Source organism: Mycolicibacterium wolinskyi str. Jessa 2025, assembly GCF_049241375.1.
Lineage (GTDB): Bacteria > Actinomycetota > Actinomycetes > Mycobacteriales > Mycobacteriaceae > Mycobacterium > Mycobacterium wolinskyi.
Genome location: NZ_CP185960.1, coordinates 6,361,435 through 6,385,654 on the forward strand (window position 1 = coordinate 6,361,435; position 24,220 = coordinate 6,385,654).

27 protein-coding genes and 1 pseudogene are annotated in these 24,220 nt (G+C 67.8%); 16 read left to right on the forward strand and 12 right to left on the reverse strand.

Annotation, left to right across the window (positions count from 1 at the left end):
• Positions 1–47: 47 nt before the first annotated feature.
• Positions 48–587 (reverse strand): PH domain-containing protein, encoded by a 540-nt coding sequence (locus tag ACOI2T_RS31595; RefSeq protein ID WP_110775311.1) that lies wholly within the window; start codon positions 585–587, stop codon positions 48–50.
• 37 nt (positions 588–624) lie between these two features.
• Between ACOI2T_RS31595 and ACOI2T_RS31600 the strand changes: the two genes are divergently transcribed.
• The 5 genes from ACOI2T_RS31600 to ACOI2T_RS31620 are packed head-to-tail and all read left to right on the forward strand — an operon-like array spanning position 625 to position 6,555.
• The gene (locus ACOI2T_RS31600; RefSeq protein ID WP_409504419.1) at positions 625–1,548 is read left to right on the forward strand and encodes an SDR family NAD(P)-dependent oxidoreductase; all 924 of its coding nucleotides are present in this window, start codon (positions 625–627) and stop codon (positions 1,546–1,548) included.
• A 2-nt stretch (positions 1,549–1,550) separates the two neighbouring features.
• Positions 1,551–2,738: a molybdopterin molybdotransferase MoeA gene (gene moeA, locus ACOI2T_RS31605; protein WP_409504418.1), complete on the forward strand. Its 1,188-nt coding sequence runs from the start codon at positions 1,551–1,553 to the stop codon at positions 2,736–2,738.
• 35 nt (positions 2,739–2,773) lie between these two features.
• Positions 2,774–3,472: a phosphatidylserine decarboxylase gene (locus ACOI2T_RS31610; protein ID WP_067849356.1), complete on the forward strand. Its 699-nt coding sequence runs from the start codon at positions 2,774–2,776 to the stop codon at positions 3,470–3,472.
• Between the two features lie 13 nt (positions 3,473–3,485).
• Positions 3,486–4,337: a CDP-diacylglycerol--serine O-phosphatidyltransferase gene (gene pssA, locus ACOI2T_RS31615; protein WP_085147691.1), complete on the forward strand. Its 852-nt coding sequence runs from the start codon at positions 3,486–3,488 to the stop codon at positions 4,335–4,337.
• Between the two features lie 10 nt (positions 4,338–4,347).
• Positions 4,348–6,555 carry an AAA family ATPase gene (locus ACOI2T_RS31620; protein WP_409504456.1) on the forward strand — a complete coding sequence of 736 codons (2,208 nt, stop codon included), beginning with the start codon at positions 4,348–4,350 and terminating at the stop codon, positions 6,553–6,555.
• A 91-nt stretch (positions 6,556–6,646) separates the two neighbouring features.
• On the opposite strand, the gene ACOI2T_RS31625 is transcribed toward ACOI2T_RS31620, so the two are convergent.
• Positions 6,647–7,093 carry an SRPBCC family protein gene (locus tag ACOI2T_RS31625; RefSeq protein ID WP_409504455.1) on the reverse strand — a complete coding sequence of 149 codons (447 nt, stop codon included), beginning with the start codon at positions 7,091–7,093 and terminating at the stop codon, positions 6,647–6,649.
• Positions 7,088–7,663: pseudogene (locus tag ACOI2T_RS31630) on the reverse strand (TetR/AcrR family transcriptional regulator); the annotation flags it as partial. The pseudogene ACOI2T_RS31630 and the gene ACOI2T_RS31625, both read right to left, overlap by 6 nt.
• A 21-nt stretch (positions 7,664–7,684) precedes the next feature.
• On the opposite strand from ACOI2T_RS31630, the gene ACOI2T_RS31635 reads away from it, so the two are divergent.
• The 3 genes from ACOI2T_RS31635 to ACOI2T_RS31645 are packed head-to-tail and all read left to right on the forward strand — an operon-like array spanning position 7,685 to position 9,061.
• Positions 7,685–8,074 (forward strand): hypothetical protein, encoded by a 390-nt coding sequence (locus tag ACOI2T_RS31635; RefSeq protein WP_409504417.1) that lies wholly within the window; start codon positions 7,685–7,687, stop codon positions 8,072–8,074.
• Between the two features lie 2 nt (positions 8,075–8,076).
• Positions 8,077–8,565, forward strand: coding sequence for a hypothetical protein (locus ACOI2T_RS31640; protein WP_409504454.1), 489 nt, complete (start codon positions 8,077–8,079; stop codon positions 8,563–8,565).
• A 58-nt stretch (positions 8,566–8,623) separates the two neighbouring features.
• Complete coding sequence (locus ACOI2T_RS31645; protein WP_409504416.1) at positions 8,624–9,061, forward strand: DUF1707 domain-containing protein; 438 nt, start codon at positions 8,624–8,626, stop codon at positions 9,059–9,061.
• Here the strand turns inward: ACOI2T_RS31645 and ACOI2T_RS31650 are convergent.
• Together ACOI2T_RS31650 and ACOI2T_RS31655 are read right to left on the reverse strand one after the other, a co-directional pair.
• A complete protein-coding gene (locus ACOI2T_RS31650; RefSeq protein WP_067849371.1) occupies positions 9,028–9,675 on the reverse strand; it encodes a response regulator in 648 nt (215 codons plus the stop codon). The genes ACOI2T_RS31645 and ACOI2T_RS31650 overlap by 34 nt on opposite strands.
• Positions 9,676–10,644 carry a sensor histidine kinase gene (locus ACOI2T_RS31655; protein WP_067849615.1) on the reverse strand — a complete coding sequence of 323 codons (969 nt, stop codon included), beginning with the start codon at positions 10,642–10,644 and terminating at the stop codon, positions 9,676–9,678.
• Positions 10,645–10,844: 200 nt separating this feature from the next.
• On the opposite strand from ACOI2T_RS31655, the gene ACOI2T_RS31660 reads away from it, so the two are divergent.
• Both ACOI2T_RS31660 and ACOI2T_RS31665 read left to right on the forward strand, forming a co-directional pair.
• Positions 10,845–11,339 carry a CBS domain-containing protein gene (locus ACOI2T_RS31660; RefSeq protein ID WP_234817027.1) on the forward strand — a complete coding sequence of 165 codons (495 nt, stop codon included), beginning with the start codon at positions 10,845–10,847 and terminating at the stop codon, positions 11,337–11,339.
• 12 nt (positions 11,340–11,351) lie between these two features.
• Positions 11,352–12,638 (forward strand): ArsB/NhaD family transporter, encoded by a 1,287-nt coding sequence (locus tag ACOI2T_RS31665; RefSeq protein WP_409504415.1) that lies wholly within the window; start codon positions 11,352–11,354, stop codon positions 12,636–12,638.
• Here the strand turns inward: ACOI2T_RS31665 and ACOI2T_RS31670 are convergent.
• Positions 12,629–14,047 (reverse strand): FAD-dependent monooxygenase, encoded by a 1,419-nt coding sequence (locus ACOI2T_RS31670; protein ID WP_409504414.1) that lies wholly within the window; start codon positions 14,045–14,047, stop codon positions 12,629–12,631. The genes ACOI2T_RS31665 and ACOI2T_RS31670 overlap by 10 nt on opposite strands.
• 158 nt (positions 14,048–14,205) lie before the next feature.
• Here ACOI2T_RS31670 and ACOI2T_RS31675 point away from each other — a divergent pair, with 158 nt between their 5' ends.
• Genes ACOI2T_RS31675 through mnhG form a run of 6 tightly spaced genes read left to right on the forward strand, consistent with a single transcriptional unit; the run spans position 14,206 to position 20,293 of the window.
• Positions 14,206–17,091, forward strand: a complete 2,886-nt coding sequence (locus ACOI2T_RS31675) for a Na+/H+ antiporter subunit A (protein WP_409504413.1) — start codon at positions 14,206–14,208, stop codon at positions 17,089–17,091.
• Complete coding sequence (locus ACOI2T_RS31680; protein ID WP_067849383.1) at positions 17,088–17,546, forward strand: Na(+)/H(+) antiporter subunit C; 459 nt, start codon at positions 17,088–17,090, stop codon at positions 17,544–17,546. The genes ACOI2T_RS31675 and ACOI2T_RS31680 overlap by 4 nt, the downstream gene beginning before the upstream one ends.
• Positions 17,543–19,138 carry a Na+/H+ antiporter subunit D gene (locus ACOI2T_RS31685; protein WP_409504412.1) on the forward strand — a complete coding sequence of 532 codons (1,596 nt, stop codon included), beginning with the start codon at positions 17,543–17,545 and terminating at the stop codon, positions 19,136–19,138. Before ACOI2T_RS31680 ends, ACOI2T_RS31685 begins: the two co-directional genes overlap by 4 nt.
• Positions 19,135–19,674, forward strand: coding sequence for a Na+/H+ antiporter subunit E (locus ACOI2T_RS31690; protein ID WP_067849389.1), 540 nt, complete (start codon positions 19,135–19,137; stop codon positions 19,672–19,674). Before ACOI2T_RS31685 ends, ACOI2T_RS31690 begins: the two co-directional genes overlap by 4 nt.
• Positions 19,671–19,958 (forward strand): monovalent cation/H+ antiporter complex subunit F, encoded by a 288-nt coding sequence (locus ACOI2T_RS31695; RefSeq protein WP_067849391.1) that lies wholly within the window; start codon positions 19,671–19,673, stop codon positions 19,956–19,958. The genes ACOI2T_RS31690 and ACOI2T_RS31695 overlap by 4 nt, the downstream gene beginning before the upstream one ends.
• A complete protein-coding gene (gene mnhG / locus ACOI2T_RS31700) occupies positions 19,955–20,293 on the forward strand; it encodes a monovalent cation/H(+) antiporter subunit G (protein ID WP_409504411.1) in 339 nt (112 codons plus the stop codon). The genes ACOI2T_RS31695 and mnhG overlap by 4 nt, the downstream gene beginning before the upstream one ends.
• Positions 20,294–20,337: 44 nt before the next feature.
• On the opposite strand, the gene ACOI2T_RS31705 is transcribed toward mnhG, so the two are convergent.
• The 6 genes from ACOI2T_RS31705 to ACOI2T_RS31730 form a co-directional block, all read right to left on the reverse strand.
• Positions 20,338–20,964 carry an LON peptidase substrate-binding domain-containing protein gene (locus ACOI2T_RS31705; protein WP_409504410.1) on the reverse strand — a complete coding sequence of 209 codons (627 nt, stop codon included), beginning with the start codon at positions 20,962–20,964 and terminating at the stop codon, positions 20,338–20,340.
• Positions 20,965–20,967: 3 nt separating this feature from the next.
• The gene (locus ACOI2T_RS31710) at positions 20,968–21,396 is read right to left on the reverse strand and encodes a hypothetical protein (protein ID WP_067849621.1); all 429 of its coding nucleotides are present in this window, start codon (positions 21,394–21,396) and stop codon (positions 20,968–20,970) included.
• Positions 21,397–21,405: 9 nt separating this feature from the next.
• The gene (locus ACOI2T_RS31715) at positions 21,406–22,536 is read right to left on the reverse strand and encodes a glutamate--cysteine ligase (RefSeq protein WP_085147711.1); all 1,131 of its coding nucleotides are present in this window, start codon (positions 22,534–22,536) and stop codon (positions 21,406–21,408) included.
• On the reverse strand, positions 22,517–23,221 hold the full coding sequence (gene sodC / locus ACOI2T_RS31720; protein ID WP_085147713.1) for a superoxide dismutase[Cu-Zn]: 705 nt from the start codon (positions 23,219–23,221) through the stop codon (positions 22,517–22,519). The genes ACOI2T_RS31715 and sodC overlap by 20 nt, the downstream gene beginning before the upstream one ends.
• 9 nt (positions 23,222–23,230) lie before the next feature.
• The gene (locus ACOI2T_RS31725; RefSeq protein ID WP_409504409.1) at positions 23,231–23,701 is read right to left on the reverse strand and encodes a LytR C-terminal domain-containing protein; all 471 of its coding nucleotides are present in this window, start codon (positions 23,699–23,701) and stop codon (positions 23,231–23,233) included.
• 75 nt (positions 23,702–23,776) lie between these two features.
• Positions 23,777–24,088 carry a nucleoid-associated protein NapA gene (locus tag ACOI2T_RS31730; protein WP_067849423.1) on the reverse strand — a complete coding sequence of 104 codons (312 nt, stop codon included), beginning with the start codon at positions 24,086–24,088 and terminating at the stop codon, positions 23,777–23,779.
• Positions 24,089–24,220 lie beyond the last annotated feature (132 nt).

The window sequence follows — 24,220 nt, forward strand, 5'->3', positions numbered from 1 at the left end:
GCGTGGGCTCAGCCGCTGCCATTGCGGCTGAGCAGCAGGCACCTCGGTCACGTCGCGTCCTGTTCACCGATCGCGGCGATGTCGGTCAGCTGTGCCACCACGCGGTCGGCGACGTCGGCATCCAGCGCGACGATGCGGACCGCACCGGCCGACGATGCCGTCGTCACCGTCACGTTGGCCAGACCGAACAGCCGGTCCAGCGGACCGCGATAGGTGTCGACGGTCTGCACGCGTGAGATCGGGGCGATGCGCCGCTCCTGCACGAGCCAGCCGGTGCGGGTGTACACCGCAGGCGTCGCGCTGCCGACGCTGATGTCCCAGCGGTGCACGCGGTACCGCCACATCGGGACCACCACGACGAACAGCACGATGCCCAGCACCGTGACGGCCGCGGCGAGTGCGTGCAGCCACAGCATCCGCCGGTCGACGACGACCCACACGAGTTGTGCGAGCACCAGCAGCGCCCATGGGATGGCCGCGCCGAGCGCCCACACCAACGGCGCCTTACGGCTCGGTGGATGCGCGGGATCGAGAAGGGTCAATCCCGAAGCGGTGCCGCCTGAAAGCTCCTCACGTCCGCCGTCCATGATTCGAGCATGCCCGACGAACCGTAGAGTTCGAACCATGAGCGCCGACACGAAATGGACCGAGGCCGACGTCCCCGATCAAACCGGCCGGATCGCCATCGTCACCGGATCCAACACCGGGCTGGGTTATGAGACCGCCCGGGCACTGGCCGCCAAGGGTGCGCACGTGGTCATCGCGGTGCGCAACCTGGACAAAGGCCGCGAAGCCGTCGATCGCATGCGTGCGGCCGCACCGAAGGCCGACCTGAGATTGCAGGCGCTCGACGTGGGCTCGCTCGATTCGGTCCGCACCGCAGCCGATGAACTGCGGAGCGCCTACCCGCGCATCGACCTGTTGATCAACAACGCCGGCGTGATGTACCCGCCCAAGCAGACCACGGTCGACGGCTTCGAGCTCCAGTTCGGCACCAATCACCTCGGACCGTTCACGCTCACCGGGCTGCTCCTCGATCATCTGCTGCCGGTCGAGGGGTCACGCGTCGTGGCGGTCGCCAGCATCGCCCACCGCATCCAGGCCAAGATCCACTTCGACGATCTGCAGTGGGAACGCGGTTATAACCGCGTCGCCGCCTACGGGCAGTCCAAACTGTCGAACCTGCTGTTCACCTACGAGTTGCAGCGCCGCCTCGCCGCGGCCGGCAAACCGACGATCGCGGTGGCCGCCCACCCGGGCATCTCGAACACCGAACTGATGCGCCACATCCCCGGTTCGACACTGCCCGGGTTCAGTCAGCTGGCGGGCCTGGTGACCAACAGCCCCGCGATGGGTGCACTCGCCACGCTGCGGGCGGCGACCGAGCCCGGCGTGCGGGGCGGCCAGTATTACGGCCCGGATGGCTTCCGCGAATTGCGCGGCTATCCCAAACTCGTGAATTCCAGTATTCAGTCCCATGATTCGGACCTCCAGCGGCGGCTGTGGTCGGTCTCGGAGGAACTGACCGGCGTCACGTACCCGGTGTAGCCATGCGGACCGTCGAAGAACACCAGACCGTCGTGGCCGGGCTGATCAAAGCCCGTGCGCCACAACAGTTGCCACTATCCGACACCCTGAGCCTCGTGTTGGCCGCCGATGTCGTCGCGCCGTTGTCGCTTCCCGGCTTCGACAACTCCGCGATGGACGGCTATGCCGTCGTCGCCGAGGATGTGGCAAGTGCGACCCCAGAAGCCCCGGTGCGATTGCCGGTCGCCGAGGACATCCCGGCCGGCCGCACGGACCCGTTGACGCTGAAACCCGGTACCGCGCACCGGATCATGACGGGTGCACCACTACCGACGGGGGCCACCGCGGTGGTACCGGTCGAGGCCACCGACGCAGCCACCGACACCGTGGCCATCCGCGCGGCGGCCAAGCCCGGCCAGCACATCCGGCGGGCCGGCGAGGACGTCACGGCGGGCACCGCCGTGCTGCACACCGGCCAGGTCGTCACCCCGGCGGCGCTGGGGCTGGCCGCCGCACTCGGGCTGGCGGAGCTGACCGTGCTTCCGCGCCAACGCGTACTCGTGATGTCGACCGGCACCGAGCTGGTGGCGCCCGGTTCGCCGCTGCAGCCGGGGCAGATCTACGAGTCGAATGCGGTGATGCTGTCGGCGGCGATCCGCGACGCCGGGGCGGAGGTGCTGGCCGCGCCGATGTCGGGTGACGACGTGGACACGTTCCGCGCCATCCTGGCCGAGCATGCCCGCGACGCCGATCTGATCATCACCACCGGCGGTGTGAGTGCGGGCGCCTATGAGGTGGTCAAGGATTCACTGGCCGATCAGGTCGAGTTCGTCAAGGTCGCGATGCAGCCCGGCATGCCGCAAGGGTCGGGCATGGTCGACGGCGTCCCGATCGTGACGTTGCCCGGCAACCCGGTGAGTGCGCTCGTGTCCTTCGAGGTGTTTGTCCGGGAACCGTTGCGGGCCGCGATGGGACACCGGGGGCCGGGCCGGCCGCGGCGTACCGCGGTGCTGACCGAGAACCTGACCTCGCCGCGCGGTAAACGGCAGTTCCGCCGCGGTGTGCTGTCCGGCGATACCGTGACTAGCTACGGCCCACCTGCCTCACATCATCTGCGGTGGTTGGCGTCGGCGAACTGTCTGCTGGAGATTGACGAGGACGTCACCGAACTGGCGGCCGGGTCGCCCGTCGCGGTGTGGGACCTGAGCTAGCGAATCCGACCCGGCACGCACGTAGAATCCAGCCGATGGCCAGACGCCCCGACCTCCAATCCGGTCCAGAACGCCTCGCGGCGCTGGTGCGCTCCAGCATTCCGCCGATGCATTCCGCGGGCCTGCCCTTCGTCGGCGCGAGCCTCGCCGTCGCCGCCCTCGGCCGTAACCGCCGCTGGGTGCGACGCGCGGGCCTGCTCGCCGCGGGCGCCAACGCCGCGTTCTTCCGGCACCCGCCGCGCGTGCCACCGACCCGCCCGGGTGTGGTGGTGGCGCCGGCCGACGGCCTGGTGTGCCTCATCCAGGACGCCGTCCCGCCCGCCGAACTGGGGCTGCCCGACACGCCCATGCAGCGGGTCAGCATCTTCCTGTCGGTGCTCGACGCGCACGTGCAGCGTGCCCCGATCGGCGGTGAGGTGGTCGCCGTCCAACATCGGCCCGGCCGGTTCCACTCGGCCGAGTTGGAGGCGGCCAGCGAGGACAACGAGCGCAACAGCGTCGTCATCCGCACCCCGGAAGGCGTGCACGTGATCGCGGTGCAGATCGCCGGGCTCGTCGCGCGCCGCATCGTGTGCGACGCGCACGTCGGCGACAAGCTCGACATCGGCCAGACCTACGGACTCATCCGGTACGGCTCGCGCCTCGACACTTACCTGCCCGCCGGTTCGCGGCTGATGGTCTCGCGGGGCCAGCGGGCGCTCGCCGGCGAAACCGTGCTGGCGGAGTTGGCGTGAGCGCGGGGTTGTCATGATCAAAGCGCGGATCCGGCCCCCGTCCTTCACGGTGCGGATGCTGCCGAGCGCGATGACGGTCGCCGCCATCTGCCTCGGACTGACCGCGGTGAAGATGGCGCTCGACGACCGCCCGACGGAAGCCATGGCGTTCCTCGCGATCGCGGCGATCCTCGATGCGCTCGACGGCCGCGTGGCCCGCATGCTCAAGGCCACGTCCAAGATGGGCGAGGAGATCGACTCGCTGGCCGACGCGGTGAATTTCGGTGTGGCACCGGCATTCATCATCTACGGGACTTTGCTGTCGCAATCGCGGGTCGGCTGGATCGTGGTGCTGCTCTACGCGGTGTGCATCGTGTTGCGGTTGGCCCGGTTCAACGCGCTGCTCGACGTGGATCAGCCCGCGTACGAGAAGGAATACTTCGTCGGTATGCCGGCACCGGCCGGTGCGATCGGGGCGATCGGACCACTGGCGGCCAAGATGCAGTTCGGCGACGGCTGGTGGACCTCGGAATGGGCGGTCTCGCTCTGGATGATCGGCGTATCGCTCTTGGTGGTCAGCCGAATCCCGATGCGCAAGATCCATACGTTCGCGGTGCCGCCGAACATGGTCGCTCCGTTGCTGGTTCTGGTGGCCATCGGCGTCGCGGCCTCGGTGTTCTACGGCTACATCGTGATCATGGTGATCATCGTGGCCTACGTGATCCACATACCGTTCGCGGTCCGCACGAAGCACTGGGTGGCCAACCATCCGGAATCCTGGGATGAGCAGCCGCGCCAGCGCCGCGCCGCGCGCCGCGCGATCCGCCGCGCGCAACCGCACCGGCGTTCGGTAGCCCGCCTTGGACTGCGCAAGCCGGGTCGCTGACGTGACGCAGATGGAAGACGCCGGCGGCGACGTGGCCCTGAGCCACCTGAGATTGACCGCCCGGCTCAACACCTCCGCGCTCGACTCGCGCCGTGGCGTCGTCCGGCTGCACCCCGAAGTTCTTGCCGCACTCGGCATCCGGGAATGGGACGCGGTGTCGCTGACCGGCTCGCGCACCACGGCCGCGGTCGTCGGCATCGCATCCGCCGGCACACCGGCCGGCACGGCCCTGCTCGACGATGTCACGTTGTCCAACGCGGGATTGCGCGAGAACGCCACGGTGATCGTCGCGCCGGTGACGGTGTACGGCGCCCGCGCCGTCACCGTGTCGGGGTCGAGGCTGGCCACCGATTCGATCTCGTCGGCCACCCTGCGCCAGGCGCTGCTCGGCAAGGTCATGACGGTCGGCGACACCGTATCGCTGCTGCCGCGCGATCTCGGCCCGGGAACGTCGACCTCTGCTGCGACCAGTGCACTGGCGTCGTCGGTGGGCATCACGTGGACGTCGGAGTTGCTGACCGTGACCGGGGTCGATCCCGCCGGGCCGGTGAGCGTGCAACCCAATTCGGTGGTGTCGTGGGGTTCGGGCGTCGAACCGGCCGAACCGGTGCCGGGCACTCAGCACACGGTCAGCGCCACGCGCGACGAACCCGCCGTCAGCTTCGACGACCTCAAGGGCATGCACACCCAGGCGGGCAAGCTCACCGAATGGCTCAAGCTCTCCCTGGACGAACCTGAACTGCTCAAAACCCTCGGTGCGACAGCCAGTCTCGGCGTCCTGGTCTCCGGCCCGGCCGGAGTCGGCAAGGCCACGATGGTGCGCGCGGTGTGCGCGTCGCGCCGCCTCGTCGAGCTCGACGGTCCCGAAGTCGGCGCACTGCATGTCGAGGATCGCCTCGGCAAGGTGTCGGCCGCCGTGCAGACCGTCAAGAACGGTGGCGGCGTGCTGCTGATCACCGATGTCGACGCGTTGCTGCCTGCCGGTGCCGGCGATCGCCAGCCCGATCCGGTCGCGACGCTGATCCTCGCCGAGCTGCGTGATGCGGTCGCGACTCCCGGCGTCGCGTTCATCGCGACCTCCGCGGTGCCGGAGGGGGTCGACCCCCGGCTGCGCAACCCCGACCTGTGCGACCGCGAACTCGGGTTGAGCCTGCCCGACGGCGCGACGCGCAAGGCGCTGCTGGAGGTGCTGCTGCGCGACGTCCCGACCGCCGATCTGAATCTCGACGAAATCGCCGACCGCACACCTGGATTCGTGGTCGCCGACCTGTGTGCGGTGGTTCGTGAAGGCGCGCTTCGGGCCGCCGCGCGGGCCAGCGCCGACGGTGCCGACCCGGTGCTGCGTCAGGAGGATCTGACCGGAGCCCTCACAGTCATCCGGCCGCTGTCGCGTTCGGCTTCCGAAGAGGTCTCGGTCGGTTCGGTAACGCTCGACGATGTCGGTGACATGGTGGAGACCAAGCAAGCGCTCACTGAGGCCGTGCTCTGGCCGCTGCAGCACCCCGACACGTTCGCCCGGCTGGGCATACAGCCGCCCCGCGGCGTGCTGTTGTACGGCCCGCCCGGCTGCGGCAAGACCTTTGTCGTGCGGGCCTTGGCCAGTTCGGGCCGGCTCTCGGTGCATGCGGTCAAAGGCGCTGAGCTGATGGACAAATGGGTCGGCTCGTCGGAGAAGGCCGTCCGCGAACTGTTTGGGCGGGCCCGGGATTCGGCGCCGTCGCTGGTGTTCCTCGACGAGATCGACGCGCTGGCGCCCCGGCGCGGGCAGAGTTTCGACTCCGGGGTGACCGATCGCGTGGTGGCCGCGCTGCTGACCGAGCTCGACGGCATCGAACCGCTGCGCGACGTCGTCGTCCTCGGCGCCACCAACCGGCCCGACCTCATCGACCCGGCGCTACTGCGACCCGGCCGGCTGGAACGCCTGGTGTTCGTCGAGCCGCCCGACGCCGAGGCTCGCCGCGAGATCCTGCGCACGGCAGGCAAATCCATCCCGCTGGCCGACGACGTCGACCTCGACACCCTGGCCGGTGAACTGGACGGCTACAGCGCCGCCGATTGCGTGGCACTGTTGCGCGAAGCGGCCTTGACGGCCATGCGCCGCTCGATCGACGCGGCCGACGTCACCGCGGCCGATGTCGCGAAGGCCCGCGAAACCGTCCGCCCGTCGCTGGATCCCGTACAGGTGGATTCACTGCGGGAGTTCGCGGCCGGGCGCTAGGTTCTTCCGCCCAAACCGACGAATTGGTCGAGAAATCGTTGGTGAATCGACCATTTCGTCGGCCTCGACGCGGTTTTCACTCGCGCGACAGTCAACGTCCCTCTGCTATCGCGGCCAGCCGGTCGATCGAGCTCTGCAATTTCTCAGCCGTGGTGGCGCGAGCCCGCACGAGGCGCTTCTCATCGGTCAACTGCGACCAGTCGTAGGTGTGGGTGACCAAGGTGCGCCCGGCGTCGAGCGGTGCGAGCTCCCAACGCCACAGATGCCCCGGCGGCTGAGCGCCCGGTTCGGATGGGCGCCAGGCGATCCGGCGGCCCTCCTCGAATTCCACGACATGGTTCTCTCGCGCGCTGCCCTGCGTGATGTTCATGGTGAAGACGTCGCCGACCGCATGTACACGCTGCCCGGCGGGCGCCTCGGCCAGGTTGTCGTTGCCGTCCCAGCGCGGCTGCTGCGCCGGATCGGCGATCAACTCGAAGATGGCGCCGGCCGGGGCGGCGATCTCACGGCTTGCGGTGACGATTGTGTTCACGCTCAAGAGCTTACGGACCGCGTCGGCCAGATCCTCTTCCAACCAGGCCGGCAGTTCGGCGTCGTGAGCGTGCCTGCGCACGACGGCATACGGCAGGTCGACGACCGCGCGCGCCATGGCGTCCATGGTCCGCGGCCCGTCGTCGCCGTATATGCCCCGGGCCAGCTCGCGTAACCGCTCGATGAGCGGCGCGTTCATCGCCGCGAGCCTGGTCTGGAAGTCGGCGTCGGGTTCGCCGTCGAGCAGATCGGCGGGCCGGATGGTGAGCAACAGCCGCGCATCGTCGGGCACGTCGCGGGCGAACCGCACGGCGGCGACCGCCATGGACACCGCCGATTCCAGCGCAGGCTCCGATGCGCCTGCCATGGCCCGCGACTGGAACCGCTCGAGCGACCGCAGCCAGGCGGCCGTCAGGATTCCGTTGCGATTGCCGAATCGGTGGTACAGCGTTCCCGCCGGGGCGCCGCTGACCTTGGCGATCGCCGCGACGCTCGCGGCACGCGGGCCGTCGGCGAGTACCAGCGCGCGCGCCGCGTCGAGGATCACATCGGTTTCATGCTTCCGCGGAGGTGCCACGATCTAGTACGGTCCTTCTATATGGAGCGATTATCCTATATCGATGAGCATGCCATAACCGTCGAGGCCGACGTCGCCACGACATGGGCCGCCGTCCTCCGCACGTTGTGCAATGACCCGGCCGATCCCCGTCCGCCGTACGGCTTCACGATCGGCGAATGCCGCCCGCGCGAGCGTCTCGCGCTGAAGGGGCGCCATCTGTTCTCGGTCTACAAGTGGGTGTTCGAACTCGACACCCTCGGCCCGCACCGCACCCGCGTGCGCTCGCAGACCTGGGCGGCATTTCCGGGTTTGCACGGCAAGGTCTACCGCGCGCTGGTGATCAGCTCGGGCGGCCATCGCGTAGCGGTGCACTGGACACTCAATCGCATTGCGGGACAGCTGCGTCCACGCCCGGAGGTGATGGCGTGATCATGAACTGGGGCGCGACAGCGGATGAGCGGACCGCCGCCCTGCCGTGCGACGCGCTCGCCCCCACCGCGCGCACCCGCGCGGACCGGGCGATCACCATTCACGCGCCTGGACCCATCGTGTTCGCCTGGTTGTGCCAACTACGGGCCGCGCCCTACAGCTACGACCTGCTCGACAACTTCGGCCGCCGCAGTCCGCGCACGCGCAATCCGGAACTGACCCGGCTCGCGGCCGGCCAGCGGTTCATGGGCACGTTCGAGCTGCATTCGTTCGCCGCCGATCAGCACATCACCCTGCGAGCAGGCCGGGTCACCGTCACGTATGCGCTGCGTGCGGTCGACGCCGGAAGCCGCCTGCACGTTCGCGTGCTGTTCGACGGGCCCCGACCGATCGGCTGGGCACTTGCCGTCGGCGACCTCGTGATGATGCGCAAACAGCTGCTCACGCTGCGTGAACTCGCGGAACAAGAGGTCACGACAATCGGATCTTGACGGTGACAAGTTCGGGTGCGATAGTGAACTTGTCACTGCCTAGTTAAAGGGAGTCGAGATGCCTGCCACCGTTGAAACCACTCGCGTCGGCGATCCCGAACGTGAGAAGACCGCCAACGCACTGGGTCAAGCACTCACGCAGGGCTACCTGACGATGGCCGAGTACGAGGTCCGACTGGACGCCGCCTTCCACGCTCAGACCACCGGCGAACTACAGCAGCTCCTGGCCGATCTGCCCGTCGCGCAACTGCGCCGCAACGACCCGCGCCGCCGCGAAGCCAAACTCAGAGCCGCGCGCCTGAGCGTCCGCATCCACGCCGGCATCTATCTCGCGGTCTCGGTGCTGATGATCGGCATCTGGCTCGCCGTCGGCCTCGGCGGTGGCGGCTGGTACTTCTGGCCGGTCTGGCCGATCATGGGCTGGGGCATCGGTGTTGCCTCCCATGCCATTCCGATCTGGACTCACGGCTCGATCAAACCCGCCCGAATCGCGTAGCGGGTCAACGCCAATCGGTCCCGCAGGCCCAACTTCGACAGAATGTTGGTGCGGTGCCGGTCGACGGTTTTCGCGCTGATGGTCAGCGTCGCGGCGATCTCGCGTGTCGAATAGCCCTCGGCGATGAGCTTGAGCACCTCTTCCTCGCGTGGCGTCAGGATGTTGTCGGGCATCTCCCCGCCCTGCCGCGCCCGGTGCAGGTAGTCGCGGATCAGCGCCGTGATGGCGCCCGCATACAGGAACGGTTCACCGCGCAGCGTCGCCCGGCACGCCTCCAACAGGTCCCGGTCGGCCACTGATTTCAACACGTAACCCGAGGCGCCCGCTTTGAGTGCCTCGAAGAAATACTGCTCGTTGTCGTACATCGACAGGATGAGGATGCGCACGTGCGGATGCGACCGGTTGATCTCACGCGCGGCCTGCAGACCGGTCATCCTCGGCATCGCGATGTCGAGGATCGCCAGGTCTGCGGGCGTCCGGTCCAGCGCCGACAACGCCTCATACCCGTCGGCCGCCTCGGCGACGACGTGCAGATCGGGTTCGGCGTCGATGATCATCCGCAGCCCGGCGCGGACGAGCGCGTGGTCATCCGCGAGCAGGATCTTTGCCGACATTCAGCCACCCCGCAGCGGGATGACCAGGCGCACCTCGGTGCCGCCGCCCTCGGGTGAGGTGATCGCGAGCTCGGCGTTCACGAGCAGCGCCCGTTCCCGCATGCCGTTGATGCCTGCCCCTTCCACCGCGACGCCGCCACGACCGTCGTCGGCGATCCGCAGCGTGAGTTCGTTCGCCGACGTGTGCAGGTCCAACCACACCTTGCGGGCACCGGCGTGCCGTGCGACGTTCGTCAGGCTCTCCTGCGCGATCCGGTAGCACACCAACTCGATATCCGGCTTCAGCCGATCTAGTTGCGGTGCAATGTGTTTCACCACTGCGATACCGGAGGCTTGCGCGAAGTCGGTGCAGAGCGCGTTGAGCGCACTGTGCAGGCCGAGATCCTCCAGGGCGTCGGGCCGCAACCGGCGGGCGATGCCGCGCACCTCGTCGAGGCTCGCACGCACGATCTCCTGGGCGTCGGCCAACTCGCCGCGGATCGAATCCGGCGCCCGGTCGACGGCACGCTTGAGGGTCAGCAATGCGACGGTCAACGTCTGGCCGATCTCGTCGTGCAGTTCCCGCGCGATGCGCTGACGTTCGTTCTCCTGCGCGGCCAGCGCCGACGCGCTCGCGGTGGTGCGCTCCGTCTCGAGCCGGTCCAGCATGGTGTTGAACGACGCGATGAGGTGGTGCAGGTCGCCCGTGCCGCGGTCGTCGACCCGGTCGCTGCGCTTGGGCGGATCGACTCGCCGCATGGAAGCGGCGAGCCGATCCAGTGGGGCAAGACTAGATCGCAGAAGCAACGCGTTCGCCGTCAAGATAATCGCCAAACCCACGACCAAAACTGGGATTTCGGTGAGTTTTATCCGTGAACTCACGCTCGCCGGCGACAGCGCCAAGATCAATGTGCCCAGCGTGAAGATCAGGCCGTTGATCAGGAACACCCGCCGGAACAGCGCGGCCGCCGGGGTGCGCGCCGGTTTCACCACACCAGCGTGGCCTGCGACGACGGCGTTTGTCCATACAGGCAACAGCCCCCGCGGAATGGGTGTCAGCCCCGATGGTCCCTGACCCGTCGGGCTCACACACTGGCTGCACCTGTTTTGGAGGTAGCCGCGATGCGCATCGACCGGCGCGCTGCCGAGATTCTGCACAGCCGTCCCGAACTGATCGGAGAACGAGGACGATGACAATCACCGCCCCTGCCCAAGGGAACCAGGACATGCAAGCTCACGAGATCGCCGTCCACCCGCCGACCGTGCGTATCGACGACCCCGTGTCCAAAGCCGTGCAGTTGATGGTCGTCAACCGGTTGCCCGGCCTGGTCGTGGTCGACGACGACGACCGGCCCGTCGCGGTGCTGCCGGGAACGCAGGTGCTCCGGCTGACGATTCCCGAGTCCTACCGAGACGACCCGGCGCTGGTCCGCACGGTGGACGAGATCCACGCCGACCTCTTCTGGCACGGGCCGGGCAAGCTCACCGTCGGTGACTGCCTGCCCACCCCGGTCGCCAAACCGGCGACCGTGGCTCCCGACGCGACGCTGCTGGAGGTCGCGACGGTGATGGCCAACAAACGCAGCCCGCTCATCGCAGTCGTCGACCGCAGTGGCCGGCTCACCGGAGCCGTCACGCTGGAACGACTGCTCACCAGTCTCGCGGTGGCCGGCCCCAGCGACTGATCGCCGCCGCCCGTGCTCGCACCGGTACTGGCGCTGACGATCTTCGTCGTCGCCTTCTGGTTCATCGCGACCGAGCGGGCCGACAAGGTCAAAACCGTCCTCATCGCCGCCGGCCTGATGGCGTTGCTCGGCCTCATTCCCGGCGAGAAGGTGTTCTACTCCGAACACGAGGGCGTCGACTGGAACGTCATCTTCCTGCTGCTCGGGATGATGGTCATCGTCGGCGTCATCAAACAGACCGGACTGTTCGACTTTCTCGCCATCTGGGCGGCCAAACGCTCGCGCGGCAAACCGTTCCGGCTCATGGTCATGTTGATGCTGATCACCGCGATCGCCTCGCCGGTGCTCGACAACGTGACCATCATCCTGCTCGTCGCGCCGGTCACGCTCGTGATCTGCGACCGGCTGCGGATCGCGCCGCAGCCCTACCTGATCGCCGAGGTGCTGGCCTCCAACATCGGCGGCGCGGCGACGCTCATCGGTGATCCGCCCAACATCATCATCGGTAGCCGCGCGGGCCTGACCTTCAACGACTTCCTCGTCCACATGGCCCCCGCGGTCGTCATCATCTTCGCGTTGTTCGTGGTGTTCACCCGGGTGCTGTTCCGCAAGGATCTGCGCGGCGACGACGTCCACATCGATGACGTGATGGCACTGCAGGAGCGCCGGGCGATCAAGGACACTCGCCTGCTGGTCCGGTCCCTGGTGGTGCTCAACGTCGTGATCATCGGGTTCGCGCTGCATTCGGTGCTGCACGTGGCGCCGTCGATCGTGGCGCTGCTGGGTGCGGGCGCGATGCTGCTGGTCACCGATGTCGACGTCGCCGAGATCCTGCCCGAGGTCGAGTGGCCGACGTTGGTGTTCTTCATGGGTCTGTTCGTGATGGTCGCCGGGCTTGTGCATACGGGCGTGATCGGTGCGCTGGGCTCGGTCGCGGAGTCCGCGTTCGGGGACAACTGGTTCGGCGCGGCGACGGCACTGTTGTTCGGTTCGGCGGTGTTCGGCGCGTTCGTCGACAACATCCCCTACACCGCGACGATGACGCCCGTGGTGGAAGGCATGGTCGCGCAGGCTCCCGACGCCGGAACCGGCCAGGCCCTGTGGTGGGCGTTCGCATTGGGGGCTTGCTTCTCCGGAAACGGGACCGCGATCGCGGCGAGCGCGAACGTCGTGGCCATCGGCATCGCGAAACGCGCCGGCCACCCGATCAGCTTCTGGCGGTTCACCCGCTACGGCATCGTCGTGACGCTGCTCAGCACGGCCTTGGCGTGGGGGTACGTGTGGCTGCGCTACTTCTGAGTCCAATGCGCGATCGCCGCACGGACCTCATCGACGTGCGGCAACCGTTCACTGGCCCACGCCACATAGCCGTCCGGCCGCACCAGCACCGCGTCGGGCAGTTCGGGCCGGTTGTCGATCGCGTGGATGACGTCGTCATCGCCGATATCGACGGGCTCGGCGGTGACGAGCACGAACTTGCCCGCCCGAAGCAATTCGTAGAGCCGCGTGCCGCCACAGTCCACGTCGGCCATGCGGCGACCCACCAGCCAGTCCTCGTCCTTCGACCGCGGGTACGCGATGCCGATCCCGCTGAGCCGCTCGGCCAGCAAGCGTCGCGTCCGCGGGATGCGCAACACCGCGCCGAGCACCAGCACCCGCAGCCGACGCGTGGCCGCCGAGCTCAAGACCACCTGGTTGAACGCATCGGTGAGCCGCAACACCGCAGCACCGACCGGATGACGCTCGCGTTCGTAACTGTCGAGCAGCCACGGCGGCGCCGGCCCGCGTACCGCTGCCGCGAGTTTCCAGCCCAGGTTGATCGCGTCGCCGAGCCCGGTGTTCACGCCCTGCCCGCCGAGCGGGGAATGCACGTGCGCCGCATCGCCGGCCAAAAACACCCGGCCCGATCGATAGTGGCGAGCCTGCTTTCGTTCGCTGAGGAACCGCGAGCTCCATCGCATTTCGCTCATGCCGAAGTCCTGGCCTGCAATGCGCTGAAACGCATCGCGTATCTCGTCGAGCGTCACCGGTTCGCTCAACGGCGCCTGCTCGCGCAGCCGGTCCCACGCGATGGCACGGAACCAGCCGTCGCCGAACGGAACGAACAGCACGACACCCTCCGTGTTGGTGCGGGCGAACAACGTCTCCTCCGGCGGGGACGACAACCAAACGTCGGCGAGCAGGATGTGCGTCTCATACTGTTTGCCGACGAAGTCGATCCCTACCGCCTGCCGCACTTTGCTGTGGGCGCCGTCGCAACCCACCACGTACGCGGCGTCGAGGCTCTGCCCGCCGGCCAGGTCGACCGTCACCGAGTCGGCGTCCTGGCGCAGGCCCACCACTTCCGCCCCGCGCCGCACCTCGACCCCGAGTTCGATGGCGCGCTCCTCCAGCAGATGCTCGGTACCGCTCTGCGGGACGATCAGCACCATCCCGAACCGCGTCGGCAACTCGCTCAGGTTCAGCGTCGCCCCACCCGGCGGAGCGACCTCACGTACCGGGAGCCCGCGGCTGAGCAGTTCGTCGGCCAGCCCGCGCCCGTCGAGCAGTTCGAGGGTCCGCGCGTGCACGGCGAAAGCCCGCGTGATGTTGGGCGCCGACGTGCGTTCCTCCAGCACCGTCACCTTCGCACCGCCCAGCGCGAGCTCGCACGCCAGCATCAAACCGGTGGGCCCGGCCCCGACCACAAGAACCTCGTTAATTGCCAAGAGAATTCACCCCTTCGCCGCGCGACGGCTCTGCACGCTGATGCTAGCCACAACTGCGCACGTAGAATGGACAAAAGTCATTAGCCACTCATGCCGATGCTCTTCGCGCAAGCGCTCATCGGTAGCCGACACCCCGACCCCAACCCGATCGGAGTGCCATGCTCGCCGTCCTTCTCGCCCACGCGGTCGCCACCGCGGTGGCGCCGCTTCTCGTGGCCAAATGGGGTCGGCTGGCGTTCTATCCGCTTGCGCTCGTGCCGCTCGGCTCGCTCGGGTGGGTCGGTCTGAACTGGCCGAGCCACGACCGGGTCCCGACGCTGCACCTCCCGTGGGTGCCCGAGCTGTCGATGGACATCACGCTGCGCTTCGACTCGCTCGCCGCCATCATGAGCGTGCTGGTGCTCGCCATCGGGGCGTTGGTGTTGTTCTACTGCGCCGAGTACTTCCACCACCACGGCGGAAAAGTCGAGAAACGCCTGCCCAGCTTCGCCGCCGAGCTCGTCGCGTTCTCCGGGGCGATGTTCGGCCTGGTGATCAGCGACAACATGCTCGTGCTGTACGTGTTCTGGGAAACCACGACCGTGCTGTCGTTCCTGCTGGTCGGCCACTACGCCGAACGCGCCACGAGCCGCCGCGCGGCCACCCAGGCCCTGCTCGTCACGACGTTCGGCGGGCTGGCCATGCTGGTCGGCATCATCGTGCTCGGCAACCTCGCCGGCACCTACCTGCTGTCGGAACTCATCGCCGCACCGCCCACCGGCGTCGCGGCGTCCATCGGCATCGCGCTCATCCTGATCGGCGCACTGTCGAAATCGGCGATCGTGCCGATGCACTTCTGGCTGCCCGGCGCGATGGCCGCACCGACCCCGGTCAGCGCATACCTGCACGCCGCAGCCATGGTGAAGGCGGGTGTCTACCTGGTGGCCCGCATGACGCCCGGGTTTGCCGAAACCCCGCTCTGGCGGCCGATGGTGATCGGGCTCGGCCTGCTCACCATGTTGCTGGCCGGCTGGCGCGCGGTCCGCGAATACGACTTGAAGCTGATCCTGGCGTTCGGCACGGTCAGCCAGTTGGGCCTGATCACGGTGATGGTCGGCGCGGGCGGCTCGGACATGATGCTGGCCGGCCTGGCCATGCTGTGCGCGCACGCGATGTTCAAAGCCTCGCTGTTCATGGTCGTCGGCGTCATCGACCACGCCACCGGCACGCGCGACATCCGCAGGCTGGCCGGTCTGGGCAGGCAGAACCGCCCGCTGCTGATCATCGCGTGCGGCGCGACCGCCAGCATGGCCGCGCTGCCGCCGTTCTTCGGCTTCGTCGCCAAGGAAGCCGATCTGGAGACGGTGCTGCACAGCGCGGCGCTTGGCACGGCCGCGCCGTACGTGCTCACCGGCATCGTGGTCGGCTCGGTCTTCACCACGATGTACAGCCTGCGGTTCCTCTGGGGCGCGTTCGCCGGCAAAGGATCACCGAAGCCGAGCGTCCGCGTCGCCGAGATGCACCGGCCCCCAATCGCTTTCCTGGCGCCACCGGCTGTCCTGTCGGCGGCCGGCCTGCTGTTCGGGCTGTGGCCGGCCGGATTGGACGCAGTGCTCGACGAATACGCCGACACCGTCCCGGGCGGATCGGGCTACCACCTGGCGTTGTGGCACGGTTTCGGTCTGCCGTTGCTGCTGTCGGTTGTGGTGCTCGCGGTCGGCATCGCGCTGTTCGTGGGTCGGCGCAGGCTTCCCCGCACCCGCTGGGCCTACCAGCCGCTGGGCAACGCCGACCGCATCTACGACGCGGTGATCCGCGGCCTCGACGTGGTGTCGGTGCGGCTCACCGCGCAGACACAGCGCGGCTCGCTACCGCAGACGCAGTCGGTGATCCTGCTGACCCTGGTGTTCCTGCCCGTCGTGACGCTCGTGCTCGGCGGTGCCCGCAACCATCCCGACTTCGCGCTGTGGGATTCGCCGCTGCAGGTGGTGGTCGGCTTACTCATGCTGGCCGCGGCGCTGGGTGCCGCGGTGATGCGCAACCGCCTGGCCGCGGTGCTGCTGGTGGGGGTCACCGGCTACGGCTGCGGCGCGATCTTCGCCTTCCACGGCGCACCGGACCTGGCGTTGACCCAATTCCTCGTCGAGACACTGGTTTTGGTGATTTTCGTCCTGGTGTTGCGGACGCTGCCCGCCGAGGCCGACGCGACGAAGATCAACAAGAACCGCCTCCCGCGCGCGTTGCTGGCGCTTGCCGTCGGTGCGGCCGTCACGTCGCTCGCGGTGTATGCGATGGCCGCGCGCACCGGGGCGGGTATCGCCGAATTGTTGCCGGACGCCGCCTATTACCGCGGGCACGGCGCCAACACCGTCAACGTGCTGCTGGTCGACATTCGTGCCTGGGACACCATGGGCGAGGTCATGGTGCTGCTCGTCGCGGCGACCGGCGTCGCCTCACTTGTGTTCCGGCACCGCAGGTTCGGCTCGGCACCGCGCGTCAGCACGGCCGTCGGCCAGCCCGACATCGGCCCGGTCGGCGCGTACAGCCCCGCGGTCGGTGACGTCACGTGGCTGCGCGGCAGCGAGCTGCGCGACCCGCGGCACCGCTCACTCGTGCTGGAGGTCGCGACGCGCGTCATCTTCCCGCTCATCATGGTGCTGTCGGCGTACTTCTTCTTCGCCGGGCACAACACCCCGGGCGGTGGCTTCGCCGGCGGCCTCACCGCGGGCCTGGCACTCGTGCTGCGCTACCTGGCCGGTGGCCGCTACGAGCTGGGTGAGACGCTGCCGCTGGACGCCGGCAAGATCCTCGGGACCGGGCTCGCGTTGTCGGCCGGAACCGCGGTCGCCTCACTGCTGGTCGGCGCGCCTGCCCTGTCGTCGGCGCTGGTGCAGTTCGAACTGCCGGTGCTGGGTTCGGTCAAGTTCGTGACCGCCCTGTTCTTCGACCTCGGGGTCTATCTGATCGTGGTCGGGCTCGTGCTCGACGTGCTGCGCAGCCTCGGCGCGCGGGTGGACTTGGACCTGGCGGAGACGCCCGCACCGGCGAAGGCGGTGGCACGATGACGACGTTTCTGGTTCCCCTGATCCTCATCGGCGGCCTCACCAGCGCCGGGGTGTATCTGCTGCTCGAACGCAATCTCACGCGAATGCTGTTGGGGCTGTTGTTGATCGGCAACGCGGTGAATCTGCTGATCCTGACGGCCGGCGGACCTGGCGGCAATCCGCCGATCCGCGACCGCGGCAGCAACGGCGCCACCACCACCGCCGATCCGCTGGCCCAGGGCATGATCCTCACCGCGATCGTCATCAGCATGGGCATCGCGGCGTTCGTGCTCGCGCTCGCGTACCGGTCCTACCGGTTGACCACCGCCGAGGAGGTCACCAACGACCCCGAGGACACCCGAGTTTCGCAGCTGTCGGCTGCCGAGGAGGACGTCATTCCGCTGCCCGACGCGAGCCGCGACACCGACGCGCCGGACGAACTCGACGCGCTGCCCGGATTCGAGGGCTCGAAGTGACCGCACAGACGCTCATTCCGCTGCCGGTGCTGATCCCCGCGATCGCCGCCGCGATCACGCTCGTCGCCGGGCGGCGGCCGCACCTGCAGCGCATCATCACTCAGGTGGCGCTGACCGCGGTGGTCGGCGTGTGCGCGGCGCTGCTGTATCTGGCCGACCGCGACGGGACCCTGGCGCTGCATGTCGGCGGCTGGAGTCAGAGCGTCCCGGGCATGGGTCCGCTCGGCATCACCCTCGTCGTCGACCGCCTCACCGCACTGATGCTGGTGGTGTCGTCGATCGTGCTGCTGGCCGTGGTCGTCTACGCGATCGGCCAGGGTATCCGCGACGGCGACGAACGACAGCCCGTGTCGATCTTCCTGCCCACCTACCTCGTGCTCTCCGCGGGCGTGTGCACGGCGTTCCTCGCCGGTGACCTGTTCAACCTCTTCGTGGGGTTCGAGGTGCTGCTCGCCGCGAGCTTCGTCCTGTTGACGATCGGGGCCAGCGAGGAACGCGTGCGGGCCGGCATCGCCTACGTGATGGTGTCGATGGTGTCGTCGCTGATCTTCCTGATCGGCATCGCACTGGTCTATGCGGCCACCGGCACGTTGAACATGGCCGAGCTCGCCGTGCGTCTCGACGATGTGCCCGAGGGCACGCGTTCGGCGTTGTTCGCGGTGCTGCTCGTGGCATTCGGCATCAAGGCCGCCGTGTTCCCGCTGTCGACGTGGCTGCCCGACTCCTACCCCACCGCGCCTGCCCCCGTCACCGCGGTGTTCGCCGGCCTGCTGACGAAAGTCGGTGTGTACGCGATCATCCGCGCCCATTCGCTGCTGTTCCCCGGCGGCGGGCTCGACGCTGTCCTGCTGGTGGCCGGGCTGCTGACGATGGTGATCGGCATCCTCGGCGCCATCGCGCAAAGTGATATCAAGCGACTGTTGTCGTTCACGCTCGTCAGCCACATCGGCTACATGGTGTTCGGCATCGCGCTGGCCAATGAGCTCGGGATGTCGGGCGCGATCTACTACGTCGCGCACCACATCGTGGTGCAGACGACACTGTTCCTGGTGGTCGGGCTGATCGAACGCCAGGCGGGTGCGTCGACGCTGCAGCGGCTTGGCGGGCTCGCCGCGGCCAGCCCGGTCCTGGCATTCGTGTTCGTGGTTCCCGCCCTCAATCTCGGTGGGATTCCCCCGTTCTCGGGATTCATCGGCAAGGTCGCGCTGCTGGAGGCCGGTGCCGAGAACGGCTCGGCATTGGCGTGGACCCTGGTGGCAGGCGGCGTCGTCACGAGCTTGTTGACGCTGTACGTGGTGGCCCGGGTCTGGACGAAGGCGTTCTGGCGGGCCAGGGCCGACGCTCCGGAAGGACATCTGGCCGCGGCGGCGCCCGCGGTGCTGCTCGACGACTCCGAGGACATCGAATTCGCCGACCGTGACAACGTGGGACGCATGCCCGTCGGGATGCTCGTGCCGACCGGCGCCCTGATCGCGGTGGGGCTCGTGCTGACGGTGGCGGCAGGCCCGATCTTCGCCTACAGCGAGCGCTCGGCCGCCGAGGTGATCGATCGCGGGCAGTACGTCTCGGCGGTGTTGGGAGAGTCTCGATGAGAAGACTCGTGCTGCGCGCGTGGGTGCTGTGCTTCCTGATCATGGTGTGGACGTTGTTGTGGGGCAACGTCTCTGCAGCGAATCTGATCAGCGGGCTGGCCATCGCGCTGTTGATCACGGTGTTGCTGCCGCTGCCCGCGGTGCCGGTGGAAGGCAAGCTGCATCCGTTGTCGCTGGCCAAACTGGTCGCCTTGGTCGGTTATTACCTTGTGCTGTCGTCGATTCAGGTGGCGTGGTTGGCGGTGCGGCCGGGCCCGCCGCCGCTCACCGCGGTGCTGCGCGCGCACATGCCGCTCAAGTCGGATCTGGTGCTGGCGCTTGCGGTCAACATCATGAATCTGACGCCGGGCAACATCGTCCTGGAGATCGACCAGTCCAGGCGGATGCTGTACGTCCACGTTCTCGATGTCGGCTCCGAACGCTCGGTGAACCGGTTCTACCGCCAGGTCGATCAATTCCAGCGGCTGCTGGTCGCGGCATTCGAACGCGAATCCGATTGGCAGCCATCGTCCGACAAGGAGGTCGACGCCTCATGAGCTGGGTATGGATCATCGCGGGGATCATGCTCACCGCGGCCGCGGCCGTCACGATGTTCCGGTTGTTGGCCGGCCCGAGCACGCTCGACCGACTGGTCGCCCTCGACACCCTCGTCGCGGTCACGTTGTGCGCGATCGGCACATGGGCCGCGTTCAGCCTGGACACCACGGTCACCTACAGCCTGACCGCACTGGCGTTGATCAGCTTCGTCGGTTCGGTCAGCGTGGCCCGTTTCCGCGTGCCGGACACCGACAATCCGCGGCCGAAACGGAGGCTGCTGTGAACGTTCTCGACATCATCACCGCGATCCTGATTCTCAGCGGCTCGACGCTCGCACTCACCGCCGCGATCGGTATCGTCCGTTTCCCCGACACGCTTTCGCGCATGCACGCCGCGACCAAGCCCCAGGTGCTCGGCCTGCTGCTGGTGTTGGCGGGTGCCGCGATCCGGCTGCGTGGCCATGCCGACGTCGGCATGGTGATCCTGACCGGACTGTTCACCCTCATCACCGCTCCCGTGATCGCCAATCGCGTCGGCCAATTGGCCTACCGCGAGCAGAACATCCGCGACGATCTGCTGACCCGCGACGAGATTGCGGAGTTCGAGGGTCGCGACTGACCGTTCTGCACCCAGGCCGACGATCTCGGGCCCGCGACCGCGAGCTATTCCGAAAGCTGGAACTCGACCATCGCGGTGACGGTGTCGACCGCTTCGCTCAAGGCTGCCAGCCGCGCGGCCTCGGTCGGCGCGGACAGCACGGAGTAACGGTCGGCCTGCCCCATGGGTAAGCGAGCAGCCAAGGCGTACAAGTGATTCGCCGGGTCGAGCCGGGCGGCGGCCACGATCTCGCGGCTGTGCACGGTCATCCCCTTGGCCTCCCCGATCCGGTCGAACAGCGCGACCATCCGGTCCTCGATCCCCGCGATCTGCGCAGCATCGACCGGGTCACCGGGTTCGTCGGGCCAGAGCTCGAATTCGGCCCGCGGGTATGGGTCGTCGTCGAGCCAGCGCAGCACCCGGATTCGCTCACCCATCACGCAGGCGAGCCGAAACCGCTCCGCTCCCAGGTTCTGGCAGTCCACGATCCGGGCGAGTGCCCCCACGTCGCACCGTTGATCGCCACCGCCCACCTCGCGGCCGGCGGCGATCAACACCACCCCGAAAGCCGGTTCCGGCATGGCCATGCAGTCGCCGACCATCGCCACGTACCGGGGTTCGAAGATCCGCAGCGGCAGTTCCTCACCGGGCAGCATCGCCACCTCGAGCGGGAACATGGGTGTGACAGGCACAGCTCAGCCCGGAACCTTCTTGTTGATCGCTTCGACCACGGTCGCGTCGCGGTCCGAGAGTGCGCACATCGCACCGATGAAGCTGACCCAGATGAAGGGGTTCTTCTTCATTCCCGGGTAGCCGTTCTCGCTGAGGAGGTCGACCATGCCGCGTTGGGTCGCCTCGTCGAGCGACGCGTATTCGGTGCAGGTGGTCGACATGCCGTTCGGCGGCGGTGTGCTGGCCCCGCTCGGGCCGCCGCTGCCGGGCGATGGTGGCGGCAACAACGGTGTCGACGGCGACGCGGTGCGGGTCGGGGTTCGCTTCGTTGTGGTCGTCGTGGATATGCCGGTCTGATCGGGATCGGCCATCGGCGTGCCGGCCGTGACGTTGCTACAGCCCGCCAGGCCGATCGCCGCGGCGGCGAGCCCGGCCACCATCAAACGCTGCATGCGCCCACCCTATAGCTCAAGTTCCCCGATCAAGGCGTCAACGACTTCACGGAGGTCACCGTCGTTTTCCTCGGCCACGCGGCGTTGCCGTTGATACGAGGCCCCGGAGTGGTAGATGTCGGCCACCGCCGCCAGTTCGTCGCTGCAGTGCAGCGACGCCGCCACCGGCTCGAGGCGGTTCAACAGCTCGTCGAGGTCTTCGGTGACGAGCCGCTCGTTGCTCTCGGCGTCGAGGATGATCACGGCGTCCAACCCGTAACGCGCGGCGCGCCACTTGTTTTCCTGCACATGCCACGGCGGCATGGTCGGCAGTTGCGCCCCGGCGTCGAGCCTGCGGTCCAAGTCGACGATCAGGCAGTGGGTCAGCGCCACGAGCGCCCCCAGTTCGCGGACGTTGGACACGCCGTCGAAGATCCGCACCTCGACCGTGCCCAGATGCGGGGACGGCCGGATGTCCCAACGGATTTCGTTGAGGTGGTCGATGATGCCGGTCTTCTTCTGATCGTGGACGAACCCCTCGAACTCCGGCCACGTCTGGAACTGGAACGGTAACCCCGCCGTCGGCAGTTGCTGGAACATCATCGCCCGGTTGCTGGCGTAGCCGGTGTCCTCGCCCTCCCAGAACGGCGACGAAGCCGACAGCGCCAGCAGATGCGGGTACTGGTTGAGCAGTGAGGAAATGATCGGCATCACCTTGTGGGCCGACGAAATGCCGACGTGCACGTGCACACCCCAGATCAGCATCTGCCGACCCCACCACTGCGTGCGCTTGATCAGCTCGGCATAGCGCGGCGCGTCGGTGAGCTGCTGGGCCGACCATTTCGCGAACGGATGCGTTCCGGCACAGAACAATTCCATCCCGCGGCCGCGCACGATATTGCGCACGGTGCCGAGCGTGCCGCGCAGGTCGTCCATCGCCTCGCCGGTGTTCTCACAGATCCCGGTGACGATCTCAACGGTGTTGCGCAGCAGCTCTTTGTGGACGTGCGGGTTCTCGCCGATCTCGGCGATCACCGCCGCGGCCTCATTGCTCAGTTCACGGGTGTCGGCGTCGACGAGAGCGAACTCCCATTCGACGCCGACGGTTGGCCGGGGCGACCCGGCGAAATCGATGCGGCTGTCAGCCGGCGCCGATAACACCGCACGCCACCCGACTTCCGGCGTCGCCGGTGGCCATAGTCGTCTGATCGGGACCCGGGGTGCCGTTGACCTGCTGGTAGCGCTCCGGCGGGATGTTGGCGAAGTTGTCGGACTTCTCGTGGATGATGATCGCGGTCTTGGTGCCGGCCTGCAGATCCTCAGCGGTGAAGGCGTCGGTGGTGGTCACGAGCTTGCCCGAACCGTCCTGACGGATCTGCAGCGAGCTGAGATCGCCACTGGCCGGGTGTGCGGTGTGTCCGGGGACCTGGAAATGCCCGCCTGCGGAGTTGAAGTCGGCAGGCGCACCGCCGGTCGGGGCCACCGAGTTGGCCTCGCACTTGCCCACCGAGTGGATGTGCAGACCATGGAATCCGGGAGCCAGCAGACCGGGCGCGGTGGTCTCGACCGTCACGGTGGCGAAGCCGTCGGCGAACTGGAAGTCGGCGGTTGCGACGGACGTGCCGTCAGCGGTCTTGATGTCGGCCGTCAGCGTCTCGCCACCACTGGTCGCACCCGAGCCGTGCTCACCGCCGTGCTCCCCGGCCGGGGCCGTGGGCGATGGGGATCCGGTCCAGATCGCAGGAGTGGTACCGGGCTGGGTGGCCACCGGTTCGTTGGGGGCGCATGCACTCAACGCAACAACGGGGGCGGCGAACAGGACGGCGACACCGACGGACTTCAGCATGGCCAAAGCCTAACCGGTGACCACCACGATGACGCCCGGTGGTTGCTCGGCAAGTTCGGGACGCCGCGGTTCGACCGGAGCATCGAGCAGCTTGCCCACTTCTTCGGCCGATTCCTGCTCACCCGGCGCCTCGCCGAAGAACACCGTCGTACCCGCGACACCCTCCATCGTCAGGTTGCCGGTCTCGGTGACGTTCCACTGCGCGTCGCGTAACCGGGTGGCGGTACCTTCGGCCGCGCCTGCGACGTCGGAGATGTTGTAGACGCGCACTTCGGCCTTGGCCGCGGGTTCGGGCTCGGCTTTCGGCGAGGACTTCGGCGGTGTGGTCGTCGTCGCGGTCGCGACGGTCGACTGCTGATCCGAGGAGTCGTCGTCGGATCCGATCGCCTGGAATCCGACCAAGAGAAACACCACCCCGAGGAACAACAGCACCATCACCATGGCGCGCAGGGGTAGCCCGGACGACTCTCGCTGATTCATTGCGTCCACTGTATCGAGCGCATGGCCCGAACCGTCACACCGGCCATCTGTCCTCCTCGCGTGCGGGAGCGACCGTCAGGTGTTGATATCGAAGCCGAGTCGCCGCGCGGCCCGCGCCTTCTGCCGCGTGGCCCGCATCCGGCGCAGACGCTTGACCAGCATGGGATCGGCGGCCAACGCCTCTGGCCGGTCGACGAGTGCGTTGAGCACCTGGTAGTAGCGCGTGGCCGACATGGAAAACAGCTCTTTGATCGCGTCTTCCTTGCTACCTGCGTACTTCCACCATTGGCGTTCGAACGCCAAAATATCGTGTTCGCGCCGGGTGAGCCCATCGGTCAGATCAGAGTCGTCCCCGGATTGCTCAGTCCGCGCCATGGCGCCGTCCATATTGCTCCCTGGACCCTTCCGACACTCGAAAAATTACATCGCTGTGGTTCGGGCAGTATTCAACCACGGCTTGCTGGCTTGAGGTGACACCTGAGCCCGCGAGTCGGACGTGAAGGATTTCCGCCTAAGCTT